The sequence below is a fragment of the Streptococcus atopicus genome (genome assembly GCF_049166725.1).
Taxonomy (GTDB): Bacteria; Bacillota; Bacilli; order Lactobacillales; family Streptococcaceae; genus Streptococcus; species Streptococcus hominis.
This window is the reverse complement of record NZ_JBMHFC010000002.1, coordinates 1-26995: the sequence shown is the minus strand read 5'-3', so window position 1 is coordinate 26995 and position 26995 is coordinate 1. Positions and strand designations below refer to the sequence as shown.

Here is a 26995-nt window from a genome sequence, read left to right as displayed (position 1 = left end):
TGTTCAGTTAATATTATGCAACCCATCTTGCTGAGCCATACTCTTTCCCCTGTCTAAACTTTTTAGCATTTTTCCCTTTGGCATATACGATAATTTTGATTAAAACAGCTACTACCACGCCCATTATAATATCCGTAGGATGAAGGCTTGGAAGAAAGCTCATCGTATTAATCTCTAATATCCCTTGAAAAATTTTGTCAATAATATCGCCACCTATATATGCTCTTACATGATGTGAAAAGATATTACCTATATAGAAAAATGCAAGATAGGGAATGTTCTGCTTTAGAAACTTTACCTTATCTTGCACCTTAAATAAGCCTTTGATGTCCTTTAATATTTTATCTATCATAGGCTCTGCTCCTTTTGTTTATTCTTAACTTTATCTTTGGAAACAGAGTTTTTAGCCATCTCCTTGAACTTCTCAATATTCTTATGGATAGATTCTTTCCTTTCCATTTTCTTTTCTGATTCTGAAAGAGCGTGCTTAAATGCTTTATCCATAACCTTCATATCTTTAGCTTGAAAGAATACTGAGTATTTCCCACTTTCCTTATCTTTCATGACTGAAAACTTTACCCCATACCGATTAAGTTCCTTTTTTAGTTCCTTAAGCTCCGCTTCTTCAACCGGAATTTCTTCAAGCTGTCCTTTTTTAACCATATCTTTTAGCTTTACTTCATTTCCGTTAGCATTAACCAGCTTTTCAAGTCCTCCAAGTTTTTCTGCTTCTTTCATCAATTTCTTTAATAAGTTCAGAATTAGCTTTCCTGTTACTTTAGCAGCTCTAACTTCCATATTCAGCGTTTTTCTTGCTATTTCTTCATTGATCAACTTCTCTCACCTCCATTCAGCAGTCTGTCCTTATTCCGATTCAGTTTGTCCTTTTGAATAACCTTTCTAAAATCTTCTCCTACAACCATAACAGGAATACACATCTCTATGATTCTTGAGTAGATTCTTTGATACTCTACGCTATCCTTACAATTTTGGATTGTGTCGTAGGAAAGATTAGTAGTGAAGATAGTCGGTTTCTGTTTTAAGTACCTGTTATTCACGATGTTATATACCTGTTCTTTGGCATAGCTTGTATCTCTTTCTATTCCCAAGTCATCTAAAATCAGAACGGAAGTATTTACAAGGGATTCAATATATGCGTTCTTATCAAAATCAAAACCTCCCTTTTGCAGCTCATTGATAATCTGTGCAAAATTTCTTATTTTAACGCCTATTTGATACTGTTCAATAAGGCTATTTGCAATGGAGCAGGCAAGATAGGTCTTTCCGCTACCTACTGAGCCATAAAAAAGAAGTCCGATATTTTCTTTTTTCATTTCCTCATAGTCTTTTACAAAGTTCTTTGCAATGATAAGGCTTTGATTTTCTTCTCCCTGATAATTTTCAAATGTGTATGACCACTGAATAATCGAGTTAAAGCAGCTACTCTTTAATCGTTCAATCTCCATCTGCTTTTGTCTTTCTTTTTCTCTTTCCTCTCTATCTCTGTCGCATTTGCAAGAAATCTTAAATATCATCTTGTTATCAAAGAACTCCATCACTTTTCCGTCTTTTCTTTCATGGCAAACTTTACAAAATGCGTGTCCATCCTTGATATATTCTTTTTCAGGATCGTAAGAATACTCTACATCTTCTATCATTACTTTTTCTAATTCTTTCATCATAGGTGTTCTCCTTTATCATATTCTTCCCATGTCGGGATATTTGATGTTTTCACTTCTTTTCCTCTCCCCTGATCTTTATAAAACCAAGAAAGGATTGTCGCTTTATGGTCCTTATAGGTCTTTCCGGTGCTTTTGATATATGCAGATAATCTCTCAATGTAATTATCAAGCTGTGAGTTCATTATGATTTGTAAATCGGATATATCTTCTGCCGTTAAAAATACATTTTGAAATGTTCCAAGCCCGTTTTCACCAAAACTATATTCTCTCTTACTATACTTACTCTTATTATTCTCTATATAGTTAGAGTCAAGATTTTGAACTTCCTGAAGTTCATTTTCTTTACTTCTGAGGTTAAAATCTTTTACTTCTGAAGTTAAGTTTTTTGACTTCTGAAAGTCATTTTCTTTTACCGCTAATATGCTCATAAAGTCTTTAACATATATGACATTCGGCTTACCAAGCCCAAGCCTTACTCTTTCAATCAGTCCGATTCCTTTTTTCATATCGAGTTCATCTAATGTTTTTATAGCTGTCGGCTTTGAGATATTTCTTCTTCTCATAATTTCTTCAACAGTAAAATAGATAAATACTCTGCCTTCCTTGTCTATCCAGTTATTCTTAAAAGACATTCCTGTGCGTTTCAGAAGCATGGAATAAAGGATAATTGCTTCTGCTGATAAGCCCCGAAATTCTTCTCCATCAACTAATATCTCCGGTACTTTTAAGAAGTTAAATCTTTCCGCTTCTCTGTTATAGAAATAGTCAAAGTCCATCGCTTCACCTCCTCCCCAAAAAATTTGCAAAGAAAAAGACGATAGTTTTTCTTCTATCGCCTTTGGTAACCGTTTTTATGAAATTTTTTAGATTGATTTTATTGCTTCATTGATTCCCTGAAGGAATGCTATAACAGCTACTCCGACCATCGGTATTCCATAAGGACTTAACAAAAATCCTAATACCAACGCCTCAATTCCAAGTGATATATCTTTTTGTATAAATGATCCTATTGCAGCAACGATACACATCAGCATCAAGAAATATAGAATAGTTGTTCCTATGCCGAGCAGGAATGTCAGAAATGCAGTGAGGATACTTAACAGCAATCTAATTGGAAATAAGATTATTTTTAATATCCATCTCATAAATACCCTCCATTTCTATTAAATCATCTTAAAATGCCTTAACGCATCCATGATAGCTTCCTCTTTTTCCGGTGTGCATTGTGGAATAACCTGTTTCTCTTTTTTTGATTTATTATAATGCTCCCTCAATGCAATTCCACATTTCTTTTTAATCTGTGCAATATAGAGTGTCGAAACCTTTAAATCAAACTTTTCCAATATATATTTCTTGATTTGTGCATAAGTCGCTTTACTTTCAGCACTTGTCAAATCAAGCTCATCAAGCTTAATTTCAACATCTATATGTTTATCGACATCAAGTTTGGACAATAACGCTACCGTCTCCACGTGTGTTGTCTATCTCTTGGGAATACAATTTTTTATTCTCGTCACTGTTTTGAGAACACAATTTATCTGATTTTAGTTTAGCATTTTTGCGTTTACTTTTAAATTTTTTTCCATTCTTATTTTGAGTTTCTCCTGTTTTGAAAATAATAGTTAACATTGCTGGATCAATTTTTCCATCACTATTAACACCACCTACGATAATTTTCTCAACAATGCTTTCAAAAACTGTACGATCAAACTCCGTGAGTATTTTCTGAGAAGATAGTAATTGCTTAAACTCAGTAAGTCTCTTCTTTACATCGATTTCTGATTTTAAAGTTGCTTCAATATTTACTTTTTCTTCAGCAAGATACTCTTTTTCTGATGAAATCTCATTGTATTTTTCGGTATAGATAGAATCACTAATTTCCCCTTCTAGCCTTAAATTTACAAGATTCTCCTCTTTTTTTAACAATGCATGAAGTTTATTAGTAATTTTTTTTAGCTCCTTATTGAGACTATTGTCATTCAATTCAGATTCAATCGTTTCAAGTAAGTCTGTCATTATATTTTCGTTTGAATGATATAGTTGTCTGTAAGCTTCCATGAAAGCTCCCTCAATAGCTACCTCCTCTAATCCTTTACTATGTTTACAATATTTTTTCCCTTTTTTTATCGAAGTAACACAGTGCCACACAACTTTTCGATAATCTGAACGACAGTGCCAACTTCTTCTAGACAATAATGAACCACAAAAACCACATTCTAACATGCTACTAAAAGCATACATTTTTGAATAGCGTTCACGTTTGCCATTTACATTTGCAGCAGTCTTCTTATTTCCTGCTCGACGCAATCTAATTTCCTGAGCTTTTTCAAAATCTTCTTTAGATATTATTGCTTCATGATTATCTTTGATATAGTACTTATCTTCTTCTCCCAAATTACTCAACCGTCTCTTGCTTATTGGATCAACTGTAAAAGTTTTTCCCATAAGAATATCACCCTTATATTTTTCATTCTTTATGATTCCTAAGACTGTTGTATCATTCCAATGATCTAATCCTCTTGGAGATTTGTAACCTAGTTCATCAAGTTCCCTTGCTATGACTTTCCCTCCAATACCTTCTAAGTATCTTTCAAAAATATAACGAACTATTATTGCTTCTTCTTTATTTATAGAAAGTTTCTTAGTTTCTATATCATAGTCATAGCCTAAGCACCCTTGAAAACCAATCAATTCACCACGTTGCATCTTCATTTTCAATCCCTTTTTCACATGGGCAGAAGTATTCTCTACTTCTTGCTGTGCAACGGAGCTCAGAATAGTCAGAAGCAGTTCTCCATCCATTGTGAGGGTATCTATATTTTCTTCTTCAAAATATACTCCAATTTGCATATCCTTTAACATTCTGACATACTTCAAAGTATCTAAGGTATTTCTTGCAAATCTAGCAATTGCTTTAGTGACAATATAATCGATTTCTCCATTCATACAATCAGTTATTAAACGTTGAAAATCTTGTCTCTTTCCTGCTTGTGTTCCTGAAATTCCTTCATCTGCATAAATATCTGCAAGTTCCAAATCTGAACGCTGAGAGATATAATCTTTGTAATGTCTTACTTGAGATTCATAACTGTTTTTTTGATCCTCACTATCAGAACTCACTCGACAATACGCAGCAACCCTTTTTAAATGTCTTTCTACATTGATACCTCTTCGTCTAACTAAAGAATCAGCCTTTATTATTTCAACATTATTTTTTTTCATAACTGAAATTCCTCCTTTTTGATTCTATATTACCGCGTTCAAACAAAAAGGTCAGCTATTTTGTGTACTTAATACGCAGTTTGTTTTTTATCTTTTCATACTCATTTTTCGATAGCATATTTTTTGAGTATAAAAAGTTAAGCATTGATAGTTGCATACTATATTTTACTGCTGATTGATTCAAACTCTCCCCTCCTCGTAAATTGTACTATATAAAATCCTCCGTGGGTATGATTGGTTAGATCACTCATGGGCATTTCACCCGCTGTCCTTTTACGCTGGCAGCCTGAACGTTCAGAAGTATCATTGTCCTTATTTGTAATCTTGGCATATAGAGGACCACTCTATTTTATAGCTGACAATTACCGCTCATATCCCAGCGTATCATACTAAGCTGCTCAACAAATAAGAAAGTCCCACCTCGGTTTATTCAATTGTCAAAGAACAAATCAAGGAGAGACTATTTTTTAAAATTGATTTTATGAGGATAATCAGTTAGTCCTAAAATATAATCTGTACTAACGTTATAGAGTTTAGAGAGTTTTATAAGAACATCGGCTGTTAAAACCACCTCCCCTCTCTCAATTTTTGCATAGTTAGTATGAGAAAAGGAAAGCACTTCTGCAACATATCTTTGAGCGAAATCATGATCTTCCCTCAAATCTCTTATACGTTGGTACATCTAGCTTTCTCCTAAGAAAAGTATATGTCACTTTCAGAAAAAAGCTGGGAAATTGTCATGTTATGACAGCAAAATTTATATCATCCTTATCTGAATGCCATTTGAGGTTTCTAATGCTGTTAGCTATCAAAAAATGGTATAATATTTTTCCTTTTCTCATAAGACAGATGCATGTTTTTTGAAACTAGTTTTTAACTTTTCTGGACATATTGATCTTCTTGTGATTACAAAATTGTAATATCGAATGATTTAATACTTGTTTCTCCTGGTTCCACAAATGTCACTTGTCGTTTCTCTTCAAAAATATCACTTTCTTCAAGTGAAGTAGATAAACCACTCCATGGTTCTAAAGCAATAAACGGACCATTATTAGTTGTTGACCAAATAATTAAGTTAGAAAAATCTTTAAAATCCACTCTCAGTCCTTTATTACTTTTCTTAGATTTCAAACTGACACTACGAGACTTAAGTTTGTCAAATGTAATGGCGTCATGAGAAAACAGTGAATGTACTAAATCAATCTTTCTTTCATTCATGAGAAACGGTGTACGATTTTGTAAATCAAGCAACCCTGTCTCTGGGAAACTTTTAGGGATACTACAAGTCTCTTCTTCAGAAAATTCCAAATAATAATCTTCGTAAATATCGCTATCTATTAACGGGCAATTAAAACCTGGATGTCCTCCAATAAAATAGGGTAATATCCTATTATTTTCAGTATTCGTCACTTGATATTGAGTCGTTATCGTTGACTCGTGTAAGCGATAAATAATTTTTAATCCAAAGTTAAAAGGATAATTTTTCAAAGTAACTTCTGTGGATTTAAAAGTAAAAGCTATCGTTTGCTCATCAATCTGTCTAAATAAAAAATTTTCTTTTCTAACTAAACCGTGTCTAGGAATAATCCTTAGAATATCTTTGTTGTCAGAATCAAAACTAACTTTATCGTCACGAACACTTCCACAAATGGGGAATAAAACAGGGGCCTGGCCACTCCAATATTGTGGATTCCCTTGCCAAAGATATTCTATTCCATCTTCATCTTTAATTGATGATAAAGCACCTCCAAACTCCTTAAACTGTACAGTTAATTCATTATTTCTTAATTCAATAACCATTTTTTCCTCCAAAACAAAAGAAAACGAGAATATCAGTTCAAAGACTCACATTCTCGTTTTATATTAGAAATTATAATAAAGAAGTATCTTTAAAACCTACTCAATAATTTGTGTTTTAGCTACTTGTTTATACCAGTGAGCACTCTTCTTTGGATAGCGTTCTTGCGTATCAAAATCCACATAGAAAAGCCCATAACGTTTTTCATAACCATTAGACCAAGAAAAGACATCCATCAGCGACCAAATAAAGTAACCTTTGACATTTGCTCCATCAGCAATGGCATCAGATAAGACTTCTAAGTGTTGTTTAACATAGTCAATCCGTCCATCATCATAGACAGTATTATCTACAAACTCATCCTTGTAGCCCAGACCATTTTCCGTAATGTAGATTTTCTTGTAGTTTGGATAGTCCTTCTTAACCCGCATGATTTGGTCATAGAGTCCTTGCGGATAGATAATCCAATCCCAGTCTGTTCTTGGAACATAGTCTGGAGCAACCCGTCTACCAACACCTTTTATTTGGTATTTAGAACTTCCTTTTTCGCCCTTACCATTGTGAATAATTTCAGTCTCGCCATCAAAAGCTTGCATCCAGTCACTCATATAGTAGTTGATTCCGAGGAAGTCATTGAGGTCTTTAGCCGCTTCGAGTGCTTCAAAATCTTCATCTCGTAAATCCAAAGTACCACCATTGGCAGTCAGAATATGATTGACTCCAGCCATGGTTTTTTCGGAATAATATCCCAGATAAGTCGCATCCAAGATAAATTTGTTATGGATAATGTCTTCCAACTCTGCTGCAACCACATCATCCGGATTTTCCGGATCAAGAGGATACTTGGTAGGGAGTGCATGAACAACTCCGATTTCACCCTTGTAGCCCATATCCTTATAGAGCTTTACTGCACGAGCGTGAGAGACCATCATATTGTGATGGGATTGGAAGACCTTGGCTAGGTCATATTGGATGCCCGGCGGAAATTTTCCAACGAGATACTGGCCGTCTCCAATCGGCCCAATCTCATTAAAGGTCGTCCAATAGCGAACTTCTGGGAATTCTTCAAAACAGAAAGCTGCATAGTCCACAAAATGTTCGATATTCTCACGATTGAGAAAATCACCATTTGAATGCAAGGCTTCCGGAGTATCAAAGTGATGAAGGGTCACAAATGGTTCCACATGCCGTTTATGACATTCCGCAAACAAATTGTGGTAGAACTCGACACCTTTTTGGTTGACTTGACCATATCCAGTTGGGAATATGCGAGACCAAGCAATCGAAATACGGATACCATTCACACCGTACTCCTCAGCCAATGCCAGGTCAACTGGATATTTATGATAAAAGTCACTGGCAGGTTCTGCCGTATACCAATAATTATCTTCTAAGTATTTATCCCAAGCAACGGGACCTTTACCATCTGTGTGAGTAGCTCCTTCAGCCTGATAAGCTGCCGTAGCCCCACCGAAAATAAAATCTTTTGGGAGTGTTTTTGCCATCTTTTTCTCCTCTTTATAATAGTATTTGAGATGAAGCATTGGAAAGGAAACAGGGAAAGTACTTATTTTGCTTCATCTCAAATAAGCTAACTGATTTAGTCTTCAAACTGTTCCTGAACAAATTTCAGAGCGCCTTGTCCATCACGAGTGAGCTTAATATATTGTGCTCCTTCTGTCTTAGCTAATTTGATGCCTAATTTATCTGTCTCGGCCTTCATATCTTCAAAGTTAGAAGCGACTTGAGGAGCCAGGATAACAAGGTCAAACTCAGGAAGCATTTCACGGTGAGCTCCGTAGCCACCAGCTGCTGCTTTAACAGGAACATTGTACTCGGCTGCCGCTTTATTGAGAGCGTTAGCCAAGAGACCACTGGTCCCACCACCAGCACAAAGAACAAGGACATTTGTTTCTTCTGTAATATTATTTTGAGCTGGAGCTTCTTCTGCAGCACCTGCTTTTTCAAGAATCGCATCTGCTTTAGCTGTATTGAAGTTAGCCGCAACCTTTTCTTTCAGAGCATCGTTTGATTTACCAGAACGTTCTTCTTCCAGAATTTGTTCATCATAAACCTTGACGAATGGGTAGTAGATGATAATATCCACTACAACCAGAAGAGCCGCAAGGACGAATGACAAGAGTTGGAAGTTGGTACCAAGAACAATTCCCAGAGGTCCAGGGGTTACCCATGGAAGGTTAGCTGAGAAGGAGTTCATGTTCAAGGTATCGACAAAGAATTTGAAAATCCAGACATTGGCAATTGGGGCAAAGATGAATGGAATGAAGAAGATTGGATTCAATACGATAGGAGCTCCAAAGAGGATTGGTTCGTTAACTCCAAAGAAGGTAGGAACAACAGAGGCACGTCCGATAGCCCTGTTTCGTTCTGATTTACAGAGCCACATGAAGAGGAATGGAACAATCAAGGTTGCACCAGTACCACCCATGGTAACGATGAACATTTGTGTACCAGAGGTGATGACCTTATCCGCATGTTGACCAGCTTGAATCAAGTGCAGGTTGGCATCGATATTGGCATAAGTAATGGCTGCAATAGCTGGTTCAACGATTGATGGACCATGGATACCCACAAACCAGAAGAAAGCATAAGCACCAAAGATAAGGGTAATTCCGAGATAACCATCAGCTGCAGAGAAGAGAGGAGCCAGAAGCGTACCGATAGATTCTGCAACAGTTACACCAAGAGATGCTTTAACAATCAGTTCAAAGGCATAAAGGATAACCACTGACAAAGTGAATGGAATCAAGTCCTTAAATACTTGGGAAATATTTGGTGGAACTTCTTCTGGCATACGAATGGTGACATTATTTTTCACACAAACCTTGTAGACATTAACCGTTACAAAGGCTGCGATGAAAGCTGTCAAAAGACCTTTGGTTCCCATAAAGGCAGTCAGAAAGCCACCTTCCTTAGCAGGTTCAGCAGCCATCAGGAGGAAGCCGACCATGGAAGCCAGCATCGTAGACAAGAAGTTAATCTGGTTTGTCGCTGGCAGATCACGATTGACAGAGTCTGTCAGAGCCTTAGCGGTTGTTCCGCCTACAAAGAATGCCAGAATCCCCATCGAATAGCTATAAGGAGTCATAAGGAAAGTTTCAATGTCCTTAGACCAGTGGAAGCCCCAAGCATTTGGCACATAGGCAATCAAGATAAAGATAGATGAAAAGAGGATGACTGGCATACCAGCGATAAAGCCATCCCGAATAGCACGGAGATAGATATTCCGAGAAATCTTCTCAAAGAAAGGCTTCCCTTTCTCAATAAGTCCGATGAGTTTGTTCATTATTTTACTCCTCTTTTGTATAGTTCAATCAAATGGTGCATCATGTCTTTTAGCAAGATAGTAGTCATTAGGTGATCCTGGCCGTGCATCATGGTCACACTGTAAGCCAAGTCCTCGCCAGCAGCTTCTTTTGTCAAGAGACTGGTCTGAGCATGATGAGCTTCAGCGATGCAGCCATTGGCTTCTTCCACCAAGGCATCTGCCTTAGCAAAATCTCCCGCTTCTGCAGCCTTTAAGGCTTCCAACAGTTTGGAACGGGCATCGCCTGCATAGGCTACAATTTCAAAACCAAGTAATGTTACTTCTTCTCTGTTCATGACAGAACCTCCTTTTTTAGTTAAAGTAATCGTTGAATATGTAAAACAAGGTAGACTCGCTCACTGTTGTATACATCTACTCCAGTTTGTTGAGCGACAATCTCGTAAATGGTACTTCCAATTTGATAGGCTTCTGGATAAGTCAGCTTTATCTGACTTTCCATTTCAAGGAGTGACACATTATCATCCCGACTCCTATCTAAATAGTCTAAGAAGTAATTAAGGTGAATCATGAAACGGTCATAGAAGTTACTATTATCAGTTGTTCTTCTAATTCCATTTTTCATTAGCTCGGCTTCGACCTCACCTAGAATTTCTTTCCGCTTATCTAGATGGTTCTGTCCTTCTGAATTAGAATCTCCTTCTGCATTAATAAAGTGATAGGCAATTCTATTGATTTCATCGTCTGGAAAGGTATCTAATAAGCGTTCACGATAAATCGCTACAGCTTCTTGAGCGATTTTATAAGGAACTGGATATTTCTCTCTAGCATCTGGAAGAGCGCTGTCCTTGTAGCGTCCCTGTTGTACTGCTTGATAAGAACAGTAGATATGGTCCGTCAAAGTGACATAGATATAATCTTGAACCGGATAGCTGTACTTCCTTGAAAGACTGTCAATCACTTCGTAGGTCACAGTGATGAAATCCAGCGGAACATCTTTGAGAAGACTCACAAAGTTTTCTCTCGATTCCTCCGTTTTCATCCGAAAGACTTTCTCAGCCTTTTCTTTTGGGATAAAATCACCCTTCTTTTTACCAAAAATGATTCCCTTCCCAACAATGACCAACTCTTCCCCCTTTTCATTTCTGACAAGAGCGACATTGTGGTTCATTGGATTTAGAATCCGATACATGGTAACCTCCTTACTTGAATATTCAAGAATTGTGAAAATAAAAAATGACCACAAACACCCTTAGAAAGTTTTTTACCTCTAATTCGTCTGTGATCATGCGTAATCTTAGTTACTAACATTCACCTTTTATTAACTTGTGACTATAGTATATCATAAGGTTAATAATTTGTAAACCCTTTCTTTGAGCTTTTTAAACATTTTTTTCTTTTTTTGGTGATTTTAAACGAAAATCAGTCATTGATAACTCTCCCTAAATGGATACCAATGACTGATCCTATTTTAGGAAATTTCCAGAAGCTCTATTTTATGCAGAAACGCTTACGTTGGATTTTTATTTCCCCCTTCTATTTTAAATCAGAGCTGTTAAAAATTTCATTATAAAATAGCAGAATTAGACTCTTTCTTTCCAAGAAGTCGCTGTTTGCTTAAGCACTTGATTGAGCTCATCAATGTTTTTAAAGCCTGTCGTACGAAGCCATTGACGAGCAGCTTCTTCCCCTTGCTCAATATAGTCTTTGACACTACCTGCCCAAGTGGCACGGCCGCAAAGAACACCATTGAAATTCGCACCAGACTCATGAGCAAAAACAAGTGTTTCTTGGAAGAGTTTAGCGGACACACCGGCACTCAGATAGATATAAGGCAGCTTGGTTGCTTCATCTTGTTCTTTGAAGAAAGCTGCAGCTTCTTCCTTCGTATGCACCACTTCACCATCCCCAAAGCCTTCTACATATTTCACATTGACTGGTACTTCAACCTTCAAAACATCAATATTGAAACGTGAATCAGAGAAAACTTTCATGGCTTCAATAACTTTGCGAGGCTTCACCTTGGCATACTCGGCACTGGAAGCATCCGCAATGGTTTCATCATAGGCTAAGATTTCAAGGAAGAAAGGAATGTCTTCCGCAACACATTCTGAACCGACACGTTCAATATAAGCTTGTTTTTGCTGGTTCAATTCTTCAGAGCTGTCTACGTCATAGTAAAGCAAGAACTTGACTGCATCTGCCCCTTGTTCTTTGATACGTTTGGCAGACCAGACATCGAGACAGTCCGGTAGACGCTTAGTGCTGGAGGTGTCATAACCTGTTTTTTCATAAGCCAGCAGCAAACCGGCATTTTTGTCCAGGGCTTTTGTAGCTGGAAGGCCATATTCTGGATCAAGCAGCATGGAGGAAGCGTATGGGGTCAGTTCTTCAGCTACCAGAACTTTCAGTTCTTCCATTTGCGCAACTGTTGGTTCTGCCTCTTGGTATTGAGCCATCAATCGTTTCAAGGCTCCACGTTGGTCAAAGGCCAGGGCAGAGATGATACCATTTTCATCAGAAAGTTTTTCCATATATTTACGTTTTTGCTCAGTTAATACCATTGTTTATACCTCTTTTACGTTTATTTGTTCATAAAGACCGTCATAATGATAAACATTGACATGTCCAGTCATCTTTTCTTGAGCATTTAACATGCCAAGAACATTTGCTTTTTTCAATAGAGAGACATCATCTACATGATGACTCAGAGCTGAAGAAATTCCTGCAACAGTCGAGTCCCCAGATCCAACTGGATTGACTACTTCAATTTTAGGGATATCTACCTTGTAGAAAGTATCCCAGTGCTTGGCAAAGGCACCATCTGCACCAAGTGATACGATAATCCATTCGACTCCTTCAAATAAAGGATCAGACAAAACAGATTTGAGTTCGCCAATATCCTTTGAAACTTCTCTACCTAATAATTGGGATAACTCCTCATTATTTGGTTTGATTGCAGTTGGCTTTACATTCGATTTCAAAACGGCTTCCAAGGCAGCACCTGAACAGTCCAGGACGACTTTATTATCAAATTGATTGGCAATTTCAATAAGCTGAATATAATACTCAACTGGTAGACCCGCCGGTAAACTACCTGAGATGCTGACTACATCAGCCGATTCCATCAAGTGCTTGAAATGATGCAAGAAGCCATTTGCCTCTGATGCAGAAATTCTTGGCCCAGCTTCCAGGATTTCCGTTTGCTTACCCTCGTGCAGAATGGCGATACAATTCCTGGTATCCCCAGAAATTTCATAAAAAGACTGCTGCACATTCTGATGGAGATTCTGAAGCAAGAATTTTCCATTTGTTCCACCAATTAATCCTGTTGCGGCGACATGATCGCCAATTTCTGCTAGAACCCTTGTTACGTTTAAACCTTTTCCGCCAGCTGTTTTACTGACTTCTGCAACACGATTAACAGTGTCTAGCTTAAACTCTTCCAACGGATAAGAGATATCAATGGAAGGATTCATTGTAACTGTAAGAATCATCTGGTTACCTCACTAATCGTGGTATTCTCCGCGATCCCACTTTTCCAAAAATTCTGTGAAAAAGTTCTCATCAGCTTGATGAGCGTTGTGAGTTTCGACATGCTCAATTTTTGCAATCAACTTTTTGTTTTCTTCCGTTGGTTTATATTCTGCATGAATGAAAGCTTCAATGATATCACACATGAGAAGTTCTCCGGTAATCTTGCCACCAAACCCGATAACATTAGCATTTAATTCTTCTTTAGCGTAGAGAGCTGAAGTCATATCACGGACCAGGGCTGAACGGATTCCCGGAACCTTGTTAACCGCATTATTAATGCCGACCCCTGTACCGCAGATACAGATTCCTAGATCTGCTTTTCTGCTGGCCACTGCTTCTCCGACTTTTTTACCATAGATTGGATAATGAGTCCGTACATGGTCGTATGTTCCGTAGTCTTGAACTTCATAGCCTTTTGATTTCAAAAAATCAACAACAGCCATCTTTTCGTTAGTTACGATATGGTCACATCCAATTGCAATTTTCATTTAAATTCTCCTCTCTCCTTAGCACATCTTGTTGAGCATATCAACACGGATTTGGTGGCGACCTCCGTCATATTTCCCATTGACGAATCCTTTTGCAATATTCTTAGCAAGGCCTTCACCAACAATTTCTGATCCCATCGTAATCATACGAGAGTTGTTGTGGCCGCGAGTCATATAAGCAGAGCGTTCATCTGAAACTTCTGCGGCTACCATTCCTTTAATCTTGGTTGCGACCATGAACGGACCTGCTCCGTATGCATCAATGACAATACCAAGATTATCTTCTTGCTCATTCACTTCAGTGGCAACCGCTAGTGTCACATCAATGAAATCCTGGCCTTCCTTTGTCACATCGACTACTTCAAAGCTTTCTCCAACGAGATAATCTTTGACCACATCTTTCAGCTTGCTTCCTGCAGCATCTGCTCCAATAATAATTGCCATGAGCATTCTCCTTTTTTGATTTATTTGAACAGATTGTTGTTTTTAACCAACACAATCTGATTTTCATAATCATAATATACTCCTTTTTCAGTTTATTGTCAACACTTTTTGTTTAATTTAATCAATATTTTTATTAATCTGATTAAGTCAAACAAAAAAAGCCCTAAAAAGAGCTTTTAGACAATATAATCAGAGTAAGTTATAAAATCACTTTTGTATACTCCTCTACCTTTTCTTGTACCTTATCTAAAGATTGATCAGTGATTACAGCGGTGATATCTGATAAGGAACAGATAGAAGTGAAATCTTCCTTCCCGATTTTAGAGGAATCTATCAAAAGATAGCTTTCAGTGGATCGTTCCAGGGCTAGCTTTTGAGTGTAAGCTTCTTCAAAAGACGAAGTCATAATCTGACCATTCTTAATTCCATTCCCACTAAAAAACATCTTGGAGAAATACATCCGATCCATAATGGCATTTGTCATCTCTCCAACAAAAGCCTGAGTGGCATCTCTCATTTCTCCACCTAAGAGAAATACTTTAAACGTATCAGATTTCTTTTTCTGTAGATCATTAAAGATTGGTAGACAATTAGTAATCACCCGAAGGTTTTCATTCGTAATCTCATCAACAAGAACCTCGACAGAAGTTCCTGGGCCAAGAAAAATGGTGTCCCCATCCTTAATTAATTCTACAGCCTTCTTGGCTACTTTCTTCTTTTCTTCTATGTTCTTTAATAGCTTTTCTTCATGGGGGAGTTCACGATAGAATTGGGATTTATTACTTTTGGCTCCACCAAAAATTCGAGTCAGTTTTCCTTGACTTTCTAACTCTGTTAAATCACGCCGCACCGTCATATCAGAAACTTTCAAACTGTCCATAATCTCAGAAACAGTGACTGTTCCCGCTCTATCAACTAGTTTGACTAATTCATCCAGTCGTTGATGTTTGTTCATCCTTTATCCCCTTATCTACATTGTTACCAATTGTTCATTGTTTATTCTGATATTTTATACAGAAAGATTCTAGTATTCATTATAACTCTTTCTGTTTAACATTTCAACATTTCATGTTTAATTCAAACACTTTCGACTTGCATTAGTACCTCTGAAAATTTCTATATTTCAGGTTGATCTAATGATTCTTGATACTTGAATTTGGAGGCTTCTGTATATTCTTTATTCAAGATTTCTACAAAGTTTTCCAATCTCCTTGCTACATCTTCATAATTTTCTAGATAATTATCTAATTGTTTTTGAAGTTTAAAGATATCTTGATTCACTTTTTCCAAGCTGAGAGTTTCTGACAAATTAAATTTTGCAAAATCATATTTAGCTAGTTTTCGGCTTTCTTGATTATCACTTTTTAGATTGATAAAAACTTCTGCCATCTTATCTAAGGCAGCGATTTTTTCTTGTGTCTCATGTAATCTAATATCTAGTTTTGCTATTTCCGTTACAAACTCTTCCTTAATTTCATGATAACTCTTATCACTAGTATTCAGCTCAATCAAGAGATTGATCTCAGAAATTTTTTGTTGGATATTAGCGACAGTTGGTCTCCTATAGGGAAGTTTTTGACTATCCTGTGTTAGCTGTCTTATCAGAGTGCGCCCTTTGATGTAGCGATCTTTGTATGAACTCTCTTTATTATAGACAAAGTAAGATGTGGTTTCTCGAATGTAGACTTTATACTTTTTAAACTCCTCTTCTTCTATGGTATCTAGCTGGTAGTTAGGAATAAAGATGATACCATTTTGTCTTATTCCAAAAGAAACTTTGATGTATATTCCTTCATCAACCAACTTCTCAATTTGATCTTCTGCTAATTCAACCTCAAATTCATGTACAGCATCTCGATTCTTCTTAAATTTCTCATAAGCTGATTCAGTCTCATCAAGATTAACCTTTTCCTGTTTCCGCTCTTCCTTAAAGTTATGATATTGTTCTTGTAAATTCCCCTGTTCTTCTAACGTTATTATTTTTCTCTCTTCAAAATAACTTTGAAAAAATTGAACATCATAGAGTTTCTTATCACTTATTTTTTTATGATTTAAACTGATTCTTTGTCCATCTTCTTCTAGGGTAAAGTTCACATTTTTCCGTTTGAAGTCTATGGTAAGATTTAGTTCTCTAGCTTTTGAAAGTAATTCTTCTATAGAATTTGTTTTCTCAAGCAAAAATTCCAATCGGTTTTCAATGTCTTGTTTGGCAAAATAGGTTCTGAAGAACTCTTCATCATACAAATCCCGTTTGCTAAGTTTGTTTCCACGAATAATCCGCTTCATATCTCTATCTGTCATCAAAAAACGACTATACCTGCGAGTAAAGTCTATTTTAACATGAAGCTGCTCTGCTTTTTTCAAAAAGTCCTCAAAAGAATCAGACTGCTGCATCAAAAAATAAAGGCGTTGTTTCAGTTCAAACTTGTGGTTCGATTTTTTATAGACCTCATAATCACGATGTGAATAACGATTCTCAATAATTTTTGCTCCAGCTATTTTAGAAATGCGATCAGAAATCATACGAAAATTTCTTTCCTGAGCATAGTCCCACTTAAGTTTCTTGTATGAGTTGATATCAACAGAGTTTATTACTATATGGTTATGAAGATGCGAGTGATCAGTGTGAGTTGCTACAATAAATCGAAACTGCCCACCAGTTAATTCTTGAATTGTTTCATATCCTATGCGATTGACTTCTTCTGGAGATAAGTTATCATCAGGAGAAAAAGACTGTATCAAATGATGGGCATGAATCTTTTGTTGGCGCTTTTCTTGACGATCATTTCGGAAATTATAGAGAGCATCGTTATTCAGAAAATTAGTATTGTACATCTCCACTGTTTCTTCATAAATTGGAAAGTCTAAGTAATTGCTCATACCAAAATCAGATACTAACTTTAAATTGTTTGTCTTGTCAGGATTGAGGATATATTTAATCAATCGTCTGCGATATTTTTCTCCATGAGTCGCAAAATGTTTAGTGACTACCATAAAACTCCTTTAATTTCTCTACCTTAATTTGAAAATCTTTTTCCACCTCTGATACAAGCTCTGCCATTCCTTGACGCAACTCTTGAAACTGTTCATAAGAAATAATGTGACTTTGATTAACTGCATGCGCAATTTGATTGACATTATTTCCAATACGCTTGAGTTCAAAAATCAAGTCTTGATAAATTGCCGTATCAATCGTGAGGAAGTTCATATTAGGGTTAAGCAAAACTTTTCTAGCATATTCAGAAAAAGTTTTACATCTACTCTTAGAAAGATGATTATTTAGTTGGTTCAATTCCGAGTCAGTCAGAAAAACTTTTTTCAAGTTCGTTCGATAACGATGCTCCATAGCACCCTCCTAACCCAAATACTTGTCACAAAACTCTGGACTGAGTTGATGAGTTCGGCTCACGTCTTTAATCAGTTCCTGAACACAATTTAAAAGAAGTAAAACATGGTCTTGAGTCACTTGATTACTTACTTTGGCTATAACCAATACTTCATAAACATCACGGCTAATTTGTTCTAGCTTTTGCAATTGCCACAGTGAAAACCAAGCTTTTATAGCTAACTTTTCTTCATCATAGGCCAATAATTTATCCCTTACAAAAGGAGAAAAATGCCTATAATTTGATTGATTCATCAGTTTTTCAATTTGTTCCAGCTCCTCCGCAGTTAGATTGACCTCTTTTCGGACATCTCGATATTGTTCAACCATCTCAGTTCCCTCACTTTTATCATTTCTCGGGTTTAACCCGCCCCCGTAATACATACGGAGAATTTCTAAAGCTCTCACTCGTTTCTTGTTAGGTCTTTGCGAGCTCAGATATTGTGTCCACAATATCCCAAAAATCATATCGCCAGCTGATCAAAACCTTACAGTTTTGACAGCTAACGATAAGATAACTTGGTGGCTCCGCCCCCAAACCCCCAATGAAATATTGAGGTTTGATTTTCTTAGGAATGATATTAGGATAACAAGGATGATTTGGAAAAGGTATCACATCATAGAAATAAAGGTAAGAAAAAAGAGCCAAACAGCTCTCAGAGAAATAATATGCAGTCGAATGCTAAGAAGAATGTTATAATCCTCATCCATTGGCATCCATTTAATTTTCGTATATTACAAATGGATCTTTATAAATTTGGGTTTCATCCATCTGTATCACCGAAACTTTATCAAAACCTGATCTATCTAATGTTAAAAATGACTTTCCTACAATTCTTTGTGTATTTAAAGGATTTGTTGTCATAAATAGATTAACCTCATTATAGGTGTTAACTATTTTTTGTACCTCTTCTCTAACTGTACTAACTAATTGAGGATTATTATATCTGTTACCACTATACTTTCGTTGCGATGAAATTTTTACTGTTGTATTTTCCAAATAGTCAGCTGCTAATTTTTCTAAAGGAATATCATATGTATCACATACTAATAAATTGACAACCTTATTCTTCTTGTTTTCAATTGGATACTCAACAATAATTTCTCCTTGAAATTCATCATATTGAACAACTGATGATTCAGAGATAAATTCTGAAAAAAATCCATTAATAATAAGTTCAAACTGCATTGGTATTGAGACACCTATAAGTTGTAACTTTCGATAGCCTAATATATTTGCTGCGATCCACAGTCTTTTATAACAGTTATGAAGATATACAGAATGACCATCATTAAATGTTCGTTCCGCATTGTTTTTTCTAAAAATCATTAGTAATGAAGTAGAGATTAATAAATAAAGAACTATATAAGTAGCGGTAGAATTATCAGGAGTTATTTCAAAAATAGCTCTTGTAAAAAAATTGGTATTTGATATCTTTTCAACTTCAACTAGGGTTAAACTCTTCCCAATCAAATAACAAATAAGAATTGGAAATATAAAAATTAATACTAATGGTAAATAAAATTTTTGAGACCAAAAAAAGCATTTCTTAAATAATTTATTTTTTCGATTCATACGTATCTATACATCCTTAAAATAGATTAGAGTGGATTGCCACTTATTTGATTCCCTAAAGTAGAATCTACCAGCCCGAAGTCCAACTATCAAAAAGAATAATCTGTCATCATTATCTGAGATAATTTTTTCCCATGATTCAATGTCAACATAAGATGCAGTAGGTATATCTTCAGGATGGGTATGCCATTCTCCAATTAAACTTATAAAACCTGAGCTTTTACCAAAATAATCATCTGCAAATTTCTGGTGGTTTGGAGAAGTTTTTGAAAATTTGTATCTGCTTCTTACATCATTATCCTGTGGTCCTGAAAAATTTATAATAAGTATCGAATTATTTAAAAGTCTCTTACCAACAAAGATACCGCCTGCTTCAGGTTCCGAACCCAGTTGCCTAAATTCTAGTAATGAATTAAAAATATCAGATGGTATTACAATTTGGGACTTATTATTCAGACTTATATATATCAACTTTATACTCTCCATTACACTCTGGACAAGAAGTATTTGTTCTTAAAGCAACATTTAATAAATCATTATTTTTTAAACAATTGTAGTATCGAACACTATAAGTAAATCCTTCTTTTCCAAACTGTTTATCTGAACCAATTACTGATATCAATCTATTTTCAGCAGAAAACTCCCCACCCAAGTACTGTAAATATACTTCAATAGCTTTATTTGCCAATGAACTAGGCGCAATAACATTATATGGAATAAATGAAGAATAGCAGCTAGCTAGACGCTTTTCAAATATTTGATTTTTCTCTGCAAAAGAAGCCCTATTATTAACAAGATGTCCATCTTCATAATTCATACACATATAGCATCCATTATTTTGTGGAGAAATTAGCAGGTTATGATACCCAACCCCATATGGATCTAACCAACAAAATAATACCGTCTTTCCAATCTTTCTGAAAAAATGATTAATTTCAAAATTTGTTTTAGTATCACCGACACAAGAAAAAATAAAATCATATTCATGAAATAAATTTGGATTCTTCTGAACTATTTCTTGAAATCTAATACCCTCACATTCGATTTCTAAATCTGGATTTTCTTTTTTCAGTCTATCTTCTAGAGCGTCTACTTTCTGAATATTGTCATTTAAACTATCCATGCCTAAGTAATGCCTTGAAATGTTATCTGCCGTTAAAAAATCAGGATCAATTAAAAGAAGTTTCGCTATCCCCATTTTAGATAAGTTGTTTGCAATAAATGATCCTACAGATCCAAGTCCAATAATGACTACTTTTTTATTCAGGAAACCATATTCTTGGGATGTCCTACTCACTCTATACTCCTTATCGAATCTTGTAATGTATACTGGAGTGATTTTGCAACTTCCACCTTTTGATTTTTTTGCCTTAGAATCAATGTTTTTTCTATTTTTATTTTTTTGTTGCACCTTATTATCAAATTTAAATGGAAATTTGGAAGTACTAAACTCAAAGCTCGCACCAAACAAAATATAATCATTATCAGATATAGGAAGTGATAAAATTAATGTGAATGACTTTCGTTTCGTTTTACACCACTTTTGGAAGCGGCGTCTAACACCCGAAGATAGATTTCCTGTGATCATTTTCTTAAACGTTGCTTCTGTTAGTTCATTCAGGGGATTAGGAGGAATCACAGAATTCGAATCTTTAAGTGGAAGTATATAAACATCTCTGCTTTTTTTAGAATGTGGCGCAACACTCCCTTTGAGTTGTGAACCATAATTAAAAAGATGGAATTTCTGATTCGACAAGACTAATTCATGTTTCTCAAATGTACTAACCCTGGATAAATAACTTCGAATATCTATATATTTTATTTTTGACTTCAAACAACTGATATACCAATATGACAGAAACTCTTTCCTGAGCTCTTCAGTCATTTTTGGTGTATCCCAACTATCCAGTAATTCCTTTACTTTTTCACAGCAATCTTTCAATAATCCACTTGGATTGTTAAAGTCCCAAATTAGATTATCATCTGAAATGTAGCACAATTTCCCTTCGGAACCGACATGGCTATACCATTTATTAAAATCCATATAATTTGAAAGATAGACTTCAGGAAGCGAATGAGGAAAGTCATTAGAAACGATAATTTTTAAGGTAAATTTTTTATATTGATAAAAATAGCATTCCTTATCTTCGAACTCCGAGCTCTCTGAAGGTATTTCATCAAAGTACATCTGGAATATTTCTTTTTTTTCTAACATACACGCCTCTAAGCACTTGGATAATCACTGATTATAGCCCGAGTTCCAAAGTTTTCTGCTGTCTCTTTTTGTTCAATAATAGGAAAATCGTCTCCAAACTGTTTACTCAATATTTTTGTAGACTCACTTAAATCAGTAGAATCTATTGCCTCATCTAGTGAAGCTCTTAATTTTTCTAATTTATTCTTAAAGGCTTCCATTTGTATATTTGATACCCTTTCATATACATCAGTATATGGCTTAACCGGTAAGAAAACCTCTAATCTCGGATAAAATAAGTTTCTATCAACATCATATGTATCCGAAAATGAATTAATCATAGTATTTACTAAATTTCTTAAAGCTGAAATATCATCATAAGTAGTGTTTCCAGATAAATAGTCTACTTTTTTGCTTACAGAAAAATTATTGATAGCAAAAACTGAAATCCCAATGCCTGTCGGTCTATTATCTTGATTTTTAAATTTGAGATCTTTCCATCTTTTTAAGTAACGAATTACTCTTCGAAATTGGTTTCTGTCTTCGGAGTTCTCCATAGCATTATTAATTTTTTTCGTTAATTCTACAGGGTCTGCTTCCTCCCATTTAATGTTTTCGTCAGTACTATTAAGTTTTCCTCTGGCTAAAAAATAGTTATCATTTTCAGTACAATATACCGCTATATCAATGTGAACATTATCTTCAGGAAATGATACTGTCACACATGGATTTTTTACTTTGACTCTATTTTCACCAAATTCGGAGGCCAGTGCATCAAAAATAAATTTCTTTACCTCTTTAGGAGAATTCGAGTGTCTATCAACATCGATTTTTAAACCTCTATCTAAATCATAATCTCCTTCATCGATTGGCAAAATACCTGTGTAAGTTGAGTAGCTTCCTTGGTTGAAAAAGCTTTTTTCAAATTCTGAAACGCCATTATTAATTATTTCTTCAACCTCTTTACGTTTTTCGATTAAAACCTTTTTATCATCAGCATCTAGCTTAATAGTATCGTGAAATTTAATAAACTGTGACTGCAAAGTAGCCATAAATTTTCTCCTTAAATTATTTTGTTATATCTAACTTTTATTATATCACTTTCTACGACCATTTCTTGAATTTCCAATTAATTATCTAATCTAAATATGATTTTAGAAGATACCACTACTACCGTTCTTCCAACACAAATCTCTCAACCGTTCCTGTCCCACTTTCAACATCTCCTCCTCAACCTTACTCCATTTTCCGAAAAGGCATTCTTGAAGAACTGTTGCTGCGGAAATCTCATCCGTTTCAGAATCGTAAATACAAGTCCTATCTCTTTGGTAAATTTGAATGCGGTCAAAGAGTTTATCGTTTTCTAACTCTCTTAGGTTATCAACCAAATGCTCTACAATACCATCATGATGTTCTTTAGGGGTTGCTCTGGCCTGATTAGGATTTATTGTGTAAAGTTCCTCATAACAAATCAAGGTACTGAGATAGGAAAGTTCTGGTTTGGTGCCAATCACAGCCAAAGAAATATGGTAGCCTTTTTTTCGTAGTAATTGAGCAGTCTGCCGTGGGACTTGAGTGGTTCGCAAAGTCCCTTCAATCAACAAATGATAGCCTTGTGTGCTGAGTTCATCAACTAGATGCTCTACCATTTTTCCTGCAAATCCCTTTGTATAATCCACACTATCTTTACCATACTTTTCTTGCAGAGCTAAGTAATTTAGGTGCTGAGAACGATAGCTATCACCGTCAATGATAATGATATTCCCTTGAAATTCTTTTTGCTTAATTCGATGGATGGTCGTCTTTCCTGCTCCGCTTTGCCCACCAAGCAAAATGGCTTTCGGTTGGTCTGGAATCGTCTTTCCACGAGTTAGAGTTAGAGCTCGAATCGTTCGCTGTAAGGCTTTCTGAAATTCATCCTCACTAAATTCTTCCAGTCTCATCAAGCCACCACCCGATGATACACCGTGTCTAACATCCGCTCTATACCGTCTAAATAGCCATTATAACGCTCTATTTCATCGAAAGTATCAACAAGGTAAATCTTTGTATGGATCAATTCAGCCAAATCATCACTCATCAAAATCCAAGGATTGGTTTCGTCATCAAAAGCAATATCTTGACTATCTTGGTAGCGATAGAGTTGGGATAAAATGGCCGCTCCACGTTCTTTTATCACTTCTACTTTTAAGGTCAATTGATAATCTTCAAGGGGTGTTAGCATTTTGTCCTCCCCTACAATATCAACGTATGAAACATTAAATTTCTGACAAATTCGGTCGATGAGTTCTGTTGAAACAGAACTAGTTCCATTTTCATATCGACTTAGGCTATTGCGTGAAATCCCAACAATTTTTGCGAATTCTGGCTGGGTTAAATCATGAGTTTTTCGTAAGGACTTAATATTATCTCCAATCATATACTGTTTCCTCCTTGTATTTACTCTTATTATACCACAAAGAACGGATAATGCACCAAAATTGGTGCATTATCCGTTCTTCGGCTTCTTTACCTGCTTAAATTCTTCAATCCGTTTCGCCAGTTGCTCTGAATTAAGTTTGTTCTTGGCATCAGTAATGGTTTCATCTAAAGTTCGTTCCCTTGGTATAGGTTTTGAGATGGTTTCTTCTGCTCTAGTGGTCTGAGTTTTTGAATCAAAGACAACATCTAGTAATTGGTCTACCTTAAATAATTCGGCTTCAGACATCCCTGATAAGCGATGAATGAGACGTTTAAAGCTATTCTGGTTATGAGTTTTCTTTCTGAATAATCGCATATTTTTCTCCTTATAAAAAGCAGTCCAGCTGGACTGCTCTCGCTTATAGGTCATCAATAGCTGCGGAAATAGCCTGTAGCTTTTTATTTTGAATCTTCTTTTCATCAATCAGCTGATGGAGTTCTTCAATTTGCTTTTGACAAGCTGAAATGTCATTGTTGTTTTGTGCAATTGTATTCGCCAAATGTTGTTTGTAGTCACTAGTGATATTTACTTTCAGCGACTGACTTTGCTTATCTTTTTCTTCAGTCTTTGATTCTACTTTAGCTTCTGGATTCTTTTTTTGCTTTTCAAAAGCAGCCACATAATCCACTTCTTCATTTGGCTGATCATCCTTTTTATGGAAGAGTGCTGCGATTTTAGCTCGCTCTTCATTTGAAGATGTTGGTGTCGCATCGTCTAGTGGCTGATCAAAATTCCATGATTTACTCATTCTGTATCCTCATTTCTATCATTTGGGTGGAGTGGGGCTTCTTTACCAAAGGCCTGTTCTAAAGCTTCATGAAAGGATAAATGACTAGATTGTTGCCGTTTGATAAAGGTACTGTACATAACTGTTTGAAGTTGGTCACGATAGTTTTCCAATTTTTCCGTCTCTCGCGAGACTTTTTCTTCTTGTCTAGCCACTTTTTCAGCCAGACGTTCAATCACACTCATAAAACATTCCTCCTTGTCACACTCTAGCTTATGACAAGACTCTTGATTTTGTTATCACAATTCTAAAACAGTCTCTCGTTTAGGTGGAGGATGATTCCTAATGACTTGTGCTTGGACTGATTGGATAACTTCCCCTAAAGAAATTTCCCTTTGTTGTTTCACCAAATCATTCCAGTCTGACTTGGTTTCAAATCCCTGTAATGGTGGCAATTCTTGAACGATTGGAATACCTTTCTCTGACAATTTCTGACAAAAGTCTCTCCCGGCTTCATCATTATCAACTGCCAATGTTATCATTTCAGGGTGTTCATTAAAATAGAGTGTCGTATCTTTGATGGCATATAGGTAGTTGGTTAACCGATTAGGTGTGACGATGTCTAAAAAATCTAGTTTCCCTTGTTCCTCTGCTGCTAGACGCAAGACTTGGTATGTAATCACTGAAAGTTTTAAGCCTTCCATTGAAACCAGGCGAACATCTGATAGCTGCTTTTGATGAAGCTTATAATAGCTCATCATATCAATAACCGATTCACAAAAGATGAGTCGATTAGGTTTGCCAACATCAAAACTAATACCCACATGACCATGAGACCCCTTCATGATTTTCTTCAAGTATCCTCGATCATGTCTTTGTTCATTTTTGACGAGACCTTGAAGGCTTGCTCCTTCTAGCTGACCATGGTGGTTGTAGCTCTTAAAGACAAGGATAGATTCCTGAAAGGTCTTTGTCTGGTAACATGCTTGAGCCAAGATTCCTTTTCTACCGAAGGCATTAATAACATCATCACTTAATCCACGAACCCGGGTCAAGTAAGTTCTTGCTTGCTGAAAAGTTTCTTCAGGCAAATAATAACGAAAAGGGCGATAAGTTTCTTCTATCGTTTTAGCCTGTTTAAAATCTCCAGTTTCAAGATAGGACACGACTTCTTTAAAAGAAACACCTGCCACTAACTGAACAAAGTCAATCACATCTCCTTGTATATCTCTTGAAAACCATTTGAAAGTATTGGTATCAGCAAAAATCCGAAAGGAATCATGTTCTGGGTGTTCATAAACTTGTCCTGATAAACGTCTAAAGGAATAACCCAGACTCTCAGCCACATCTAAAATGGACTTTTGTTTTACTGCTTTAATTATTGTCATCTCATCTCCCTATCAAAAAAGCAGAAGAATCTCTCCTGCTAGTTTGTCTCATGTGTGGTATCTCCTTGAATGTTTGGAATACTAGAGTTAGCCCCATCAGTAGCTTCTTTTAAGTTCTCTAGTTTTCCATTACAAATGGTTAGATGATTAACCAGGAGCTTGTCTGAAACCTTGGAGTAGGACAACTTAATCGTCTTAGTTTCTGTCTGAGTAGTTCGTTGTTGCTGCTTACTCAAATCAGATACATAGGTCACTTGATAGGATACTTCTGCGAGAGCTTCATTGGTTTCCGTATTAACATAGATATGAGCGGTTTCAAAGCGGTAATCCAAAATATAGTCCTTATAGACCTGATTGATGGAATCCTCTTGGCGAGCCACTTCTTCCTTATAAGCAGAATCCGTCATATAGGGCTTGATACGATTGTTGTTCTCGCCAAGCCTTTCCTTAGTGTAGTATTGAGTGAGAAATTCTTTGACAAACTCATCTGATAAGACTGTTGCTTTTTCTTCCTGCTTTTCCTTTGTCACAAGTTTATTTGCTTCTGCTCGTATTTGATGCTCAGTTTGCTTTGAAACGGATTGTGAGCCAATCGTATAGCCAATCATGGCCATAAAACTTACTGCGACTAAACCTCCTACTCCAATCAGAAATCTAGCCTTTACTTTATTTAACATGGCTTTCTCCTTTTTTCACAAGATAGCAACATCATAACAAGATTGCCTTGGAAAAGTTATCACAAAAATATCGTAAGAATCATTATAATTTATGATATACTAGTGATAATAAATTGTTATCGGTAGGAGA

Annotated in this window: 31 protein-coding genes and 2 pseudogenes; all 33 read right to left on the bottom strand. The window is 35.9% G+C overall.

Annotated features, from left to right (window positions below):
- Positions 1-22 precede the first annotated feature (22 nt).
- Positions 23-352 (bottom strand): annotated as a pseudogene (locus ACOMA9_RS01505) (VirD4-like conjugal transfer protein, CD1115 family); the annotation flags it as partial.
- On the bottom strand, positions 349-834 hold the full coding sequence (locus tag ACOMA9_RS01500; RefSeq protein ID WP_421424427.1) for a PcfB family protein: 486 nt from the start codon (positions 832-834) through the stop codon (positions 349-351). The gene ACOMA9_RS01500 and the pseudogene ACOMA9_RS01505, both read right to left, overlap by 4 nt.
- Positions 831-1682, bottom strand: a complete 852-nt coding sequence (locus tag ACOMA9_RS01495; protein ID WP_018365309.1) for an ATP-binding protein — start codon at positions 1680-1682, stop codon at positions 831-833. Before ACOMA9_RS01495 ends, ACOMA9_RS01500 begins: the two co-directional genes overlap by 4 nt.
- Positions 1679-2458: a replication initiator protein A gene (locus ACOMA9_RS01490; RefSeq protein ID WP_040627765.1), complete on the bottom strand. Its 780-nt coding sequence runs from the start codon at positions 2456-2458 to the stop codon at positions 1679-1681. Before ACOMA9_RS01490 ends, ACOMA9_RS01495 begins: the two co-directional genes overlap by 4 nt.
- Positions 2459-2545: 87 nt before the next feature.
- Positions 2546-2827, bottom strand: a complete 282-nt coding sequence (locus ACOMA9_RS01485) for a CD1845 family protein (protein WP_006526032.1) — start codon at positions 2825-2827, stop codon at positions 2546-2548.
- Between the two features lie 18 nt (positions 2828-2845).
- A pseudogene (locus ACOMA9_RS01480) lies at positions 2846-3163 on the bottom strand (23S rRNA (uracil(1939)-C(5))-methyltransferase RlmD); the annotation flags it as partial.
- Positions 3123-4904, bottom strand: coding sequence for a recombinase family protein (locus ACOMA9_RS01475; RefSeq protein WP_421424423.1), 1782 nt, complete (start codon positions 4902-4904; stop codon positions 3123-3125). The pseudogene ACOMA9_RS01480 and the gene ACOMA9_RS01475, both read right to left, overlap by 41 nt.
- A 55-nt stretch (positions 4905-4959) precedes the next feature.
- On the bottom strand, positions 4960-5088 hold the full coding sequence (locus ACOMA9_RS01470; protein ID WP_306665188.1) for an SHOCT domain-containing protein: 129 nt from the start codon (positions 5086-5088) through the stop codon (positions 4960-4962).
- A gap of 276 nt (positions 5089-5364) precedes the next feature.
- Positions 5365-5586, bottom strand: coding sequence for a helix-turn-helix domain-containing protein (locus ACOMA9_RS01465; RefSeq protein ID WP_150867736.1), 222 nt, complete (start codon positions 5584-5586; stop codon positions 5365-5367).
- A 224-nt stretch (positions 5587-5810) separates the two neighbouring features.
- Entirely contained in the window at positions 5811-6704 is an 894-nt protein-coding gene (locus tag ACOMA9_RS01460) for an aldose 1-epimerase family protein (RefSeq protein WP_150867735.1), read from the bottom strand.
- Between the two features lie 96 nt (positions 6705-6800).
- Positions 6801-8207: a 6-phospho-beta-galactosidase gene (lacG, locus tag ACOMA9_RS01455; protein WP_150867734.1), complete on the bottom strand. Its 1407-nt coding sequence runs from the start codon at positions 8205-8207 to the stop codon at positions 6801-6803.
- 95 nt (positions 8208-8302) lie between these two features.
- Positions 8303-10009 (bottom strand): lactose-specific PTS transporter subunit EIIC, encoded by a 1707-nt coding sequence (locus ACOMA9_RS01450; protein WP_024052540.1) that lies wholly within the window; start codon positions 10007-10009, stop codon positions 8303-8305.
- Entirely contained in the window at positions 10009-10326 is a 318-nt protein-coding gene (locus ACOMA9_RS01445) for a PTS lactose/cellobiose transporter subunit IIA (protein WP_002894735.1), read from the bottom strand. Before ACOMA9_RS01445 ends, ACOMA9_RS01450 begins: the two co-directional genes overlap by 1 nt.
- 20 nt (positions 10327-10346) lie before the next feature.
- Positions 10347-11180 (bottom strand): PRD domain-containing protein, encoded by an 834-nt coding sequence (locus ACOMA9_RS01440; protein WP_049512063.1) that lies wholly within the window; start codon positions 11178-11180, stop codon positions 10347-10349.
- A 391-nt stretch (positions 11181-11571) separates the two neighbouring features.
- The gene (lacD, locus tag ACOMA9_RS01435) at positions 11572-12552 is read right to left on the bottom strand and encodes a tagatose-bisphosphate aldolase (protein ID WP_150867733.1); all 981 of its coding nucleotides are present in this window, start codon (positions 12550-12552) and stop codon (positions 11572-11574) included.
- Between the two features lie 3 nt (positions 12553-12555).
- Positions 12556-13485: a tagatose-6-phosphate kinase gene (locus ACOMA9_RS01430; protein ID WP_024052544.1), complete on the bottom strand. Its 930-nt coding sequence runs from the start codon at positions 13483-13485 to the stop codon at positions 12556-12558.
- A 12-nt stretch (positions 13486-13497) separates the two neighbouring features.
- Positions 13498-14013 carry a galactose-6-phosphate isomerase subunit LacB gene (lacB, locus tag ACOMA9_RS01425; protein ID WP_024052545.1) on the bottom strand — a complete coding sequence of 172 codons (516 nt, stop codon included), beginning with the start codon at positions 14011-14013 and terminating at the stop codon, positions 13498-13500.
- Between the two features lie 18 nt (positions 14014-14031).
- Positions 14032-14457 carry a galactose-6-phosphate isomerase subunit LacA gene (gene lacA, locus ACOMA9_RS01420; protein ID WP_191620833.1) on the bottom strand — a complete coding sequence of 142 codons (426 nt, stop codon included), beginning with the start codon at positions 14455-14457 and terminating at the stop codon, positions 14032-14034.
- Positions 14458-14656: 199 nt separating this feature from the next.
- Entirely contained in the window at positions 14657-15412 is a 756-nt protein-coding gene (locus ACOMA9_RS01415) for a DeoR/GlpR family DNA-binding transcription regulator (RefSeq protein WP_024052547.1), read from the bottom strand.
- Positions 15413-15573: 161 nt separating this feature from the next.
- Positions 15574-17451: an SAG1250 family conjugative relaxase gene (locus ACOMA9_RS01410; RefSeq protein WP_150867731.1), complete on the bottom strand. Its 1878-nt coding sequence runs from the start codon at positions 17449-17451 to the stop codon at positions 15574-15576.
- Complete coding sequence (locus tag ACOMA9_RS01405) at positions 17438-17803, bottom strand: MobC family plasmid mobilization relaxosome protein (protein ID WP_150867730.1); 366 nt, start codon at positions 17801-17803, stop codon at positions 17438-17440. The genes ACOMA9_RS01410 and ACOMA9_RS01405 overlap by 14 nt, the downstream gene beginning before the upstream one ends.
- Before the next feature lie 9 nt (positions 17804-17812).
- A complete protein-coding gene (locus ACOMA9_RS01400) occupies positions 17813-18172 on the bottom strand; it encodes an SAG1252 family conjugative relaxosome accessory protein (protein ID WP_150867729.1) in 360 nt (119 codons plus the stop codon).
- A 391-nt stretch (positions 18173-18563) separates the two neighbouring features.
- Positions 18564-19418 (bottom strand): hypothetical protein, encoded by an 855-nt coding sequence (locus ACOMA9_RS01395; RefSeq protein ID WP_003036855.1) that lies wholly within the window; start codon positions 19416-19418, stop codon positions 18564-18566.
- Between the two features lie 6 nt (positions 19419-19424).
- On the bottom strand, positions 19425-19889 hold the full coding sequence (locus tag ACOMA9_RS01390; protein WP_041791155.1) for a Mov34/MPN/PAD-1 family protein: 465 nt from the start codon (positions 19887-19889) through the stop codon (positions 19425-19427).
- On the bottom strand, positions 19867-21633 hold the full coding sequence (locus tag ACOMA9_RS01385; protein WP_421424415.1) for a ThiF family adenylyltransferase: 1767 nt from the start codon (positions 21631-21633) through the stop codon (positions 19867-19869). The genes ACOMA9_RS01390 and ACOMA9_RS01385 overlap by 23 nt, the downstream gene beginning before the upstream one ends.
- 8 nt (positions 21634-21641) lie before the next feature.
- Positions 21642-22664 (bottom strand): nucleotidyltransferase domain-containing protein, encoded by a 1023-nt coding sequence (locus ACOMA9_RS01380; RefSeq protein ID WP_150867728.1) that lies wholly within the window; start codon positions 22662-22664, stop codon positions 21642-21644.
- A 102-nt stretch (positions 22665-22766) separates the two neighbouring features.
- Entirely contained in the window at positions 22767-23555 is a 789-nt protein-coding gene (gene pezT / locus ACOMA9_RS01375; RefSeq protein ID WP_421424413.1) for a type II toxin-antitoxin system toxin PezT, read from the bottom strand.
- Entirely contained in the window at positions 23555-24031 is a 477-nt protein-coding gene (gene pezA, locus ACOMA9_RS01370; protein WP_003024006.1) for a type II toxin-antitoxin system antitoxin PezA, read from the bottom strand. Before pezA ends, pezT begins: the two co-directional genes overlap by 1 nt.
- Positions 24032-24100: 69 nt before the next feature.
- Positions 24101-24388, bottom strand: coding sequence for a hypothetical protein (locus ACOMA9_RS01365; RefSeq protein ID WP_421424411.1), 288 nt, complete (start codon positions 24386-24388; stop codon positions 24101-24103).
- A 43-nt stretch (positions 24389-24431) separates the two neighbouring features.
- Positions 24432-24821 carry a DUF5945 family protein gene (locus ACOMA9_RS01360; RefSeq protein WP_058669452.1) on the bottom strand — a complete coding sequence of 130 codons (390 nt, stop codon included), beginning with the start codon at positions 24819-24821 and terminating at the stop codon, positions 24432-24434.
- Positions 24818-25045 (bottom strand): DUF5965 family protein, encoded by a 228-nt coding sequence (locus ACOMA9_RS01355; RefSeq protein WP_007520115.1) that lies wholly within the window; start codon positions 25043-25045, stop codon positions 24818-24820. The genes ACOMA9_RS01360 and ACOMA9_RS01355 overlap by 4 nt, the downstream gene beginning before the upstream one ends.
- Positions 25046-25099: 54 nt before the next feature.
- The gene (locus ACOMA9_RS01350) at positions 25100-26188 is read right to left on the bottom strand and encodes a DNA primase (protein ID WP_421424410.1); all 1089 of its coding nucleotides are present in this window, start codon (positions 26186-26188) and stop codon (positions 25100-25102) included.
- A 38-nt stretch (positions 26189-26226) separates the two neighbouring features.
- The gene (locus tag ACOMA9_RS01345) at positions 26227-26865 is read right to left on the bottom strand and encodes a peptidylprolyl isomerase (RefSeq protein WP_371507341.1); all 639 of its coding nucleotides are present in this window, start codon (positions 26863-26865) and stop codon (positions 26227-26229) included.
- Positions 26866-26995: the final 130 nt, after the last annotated feature.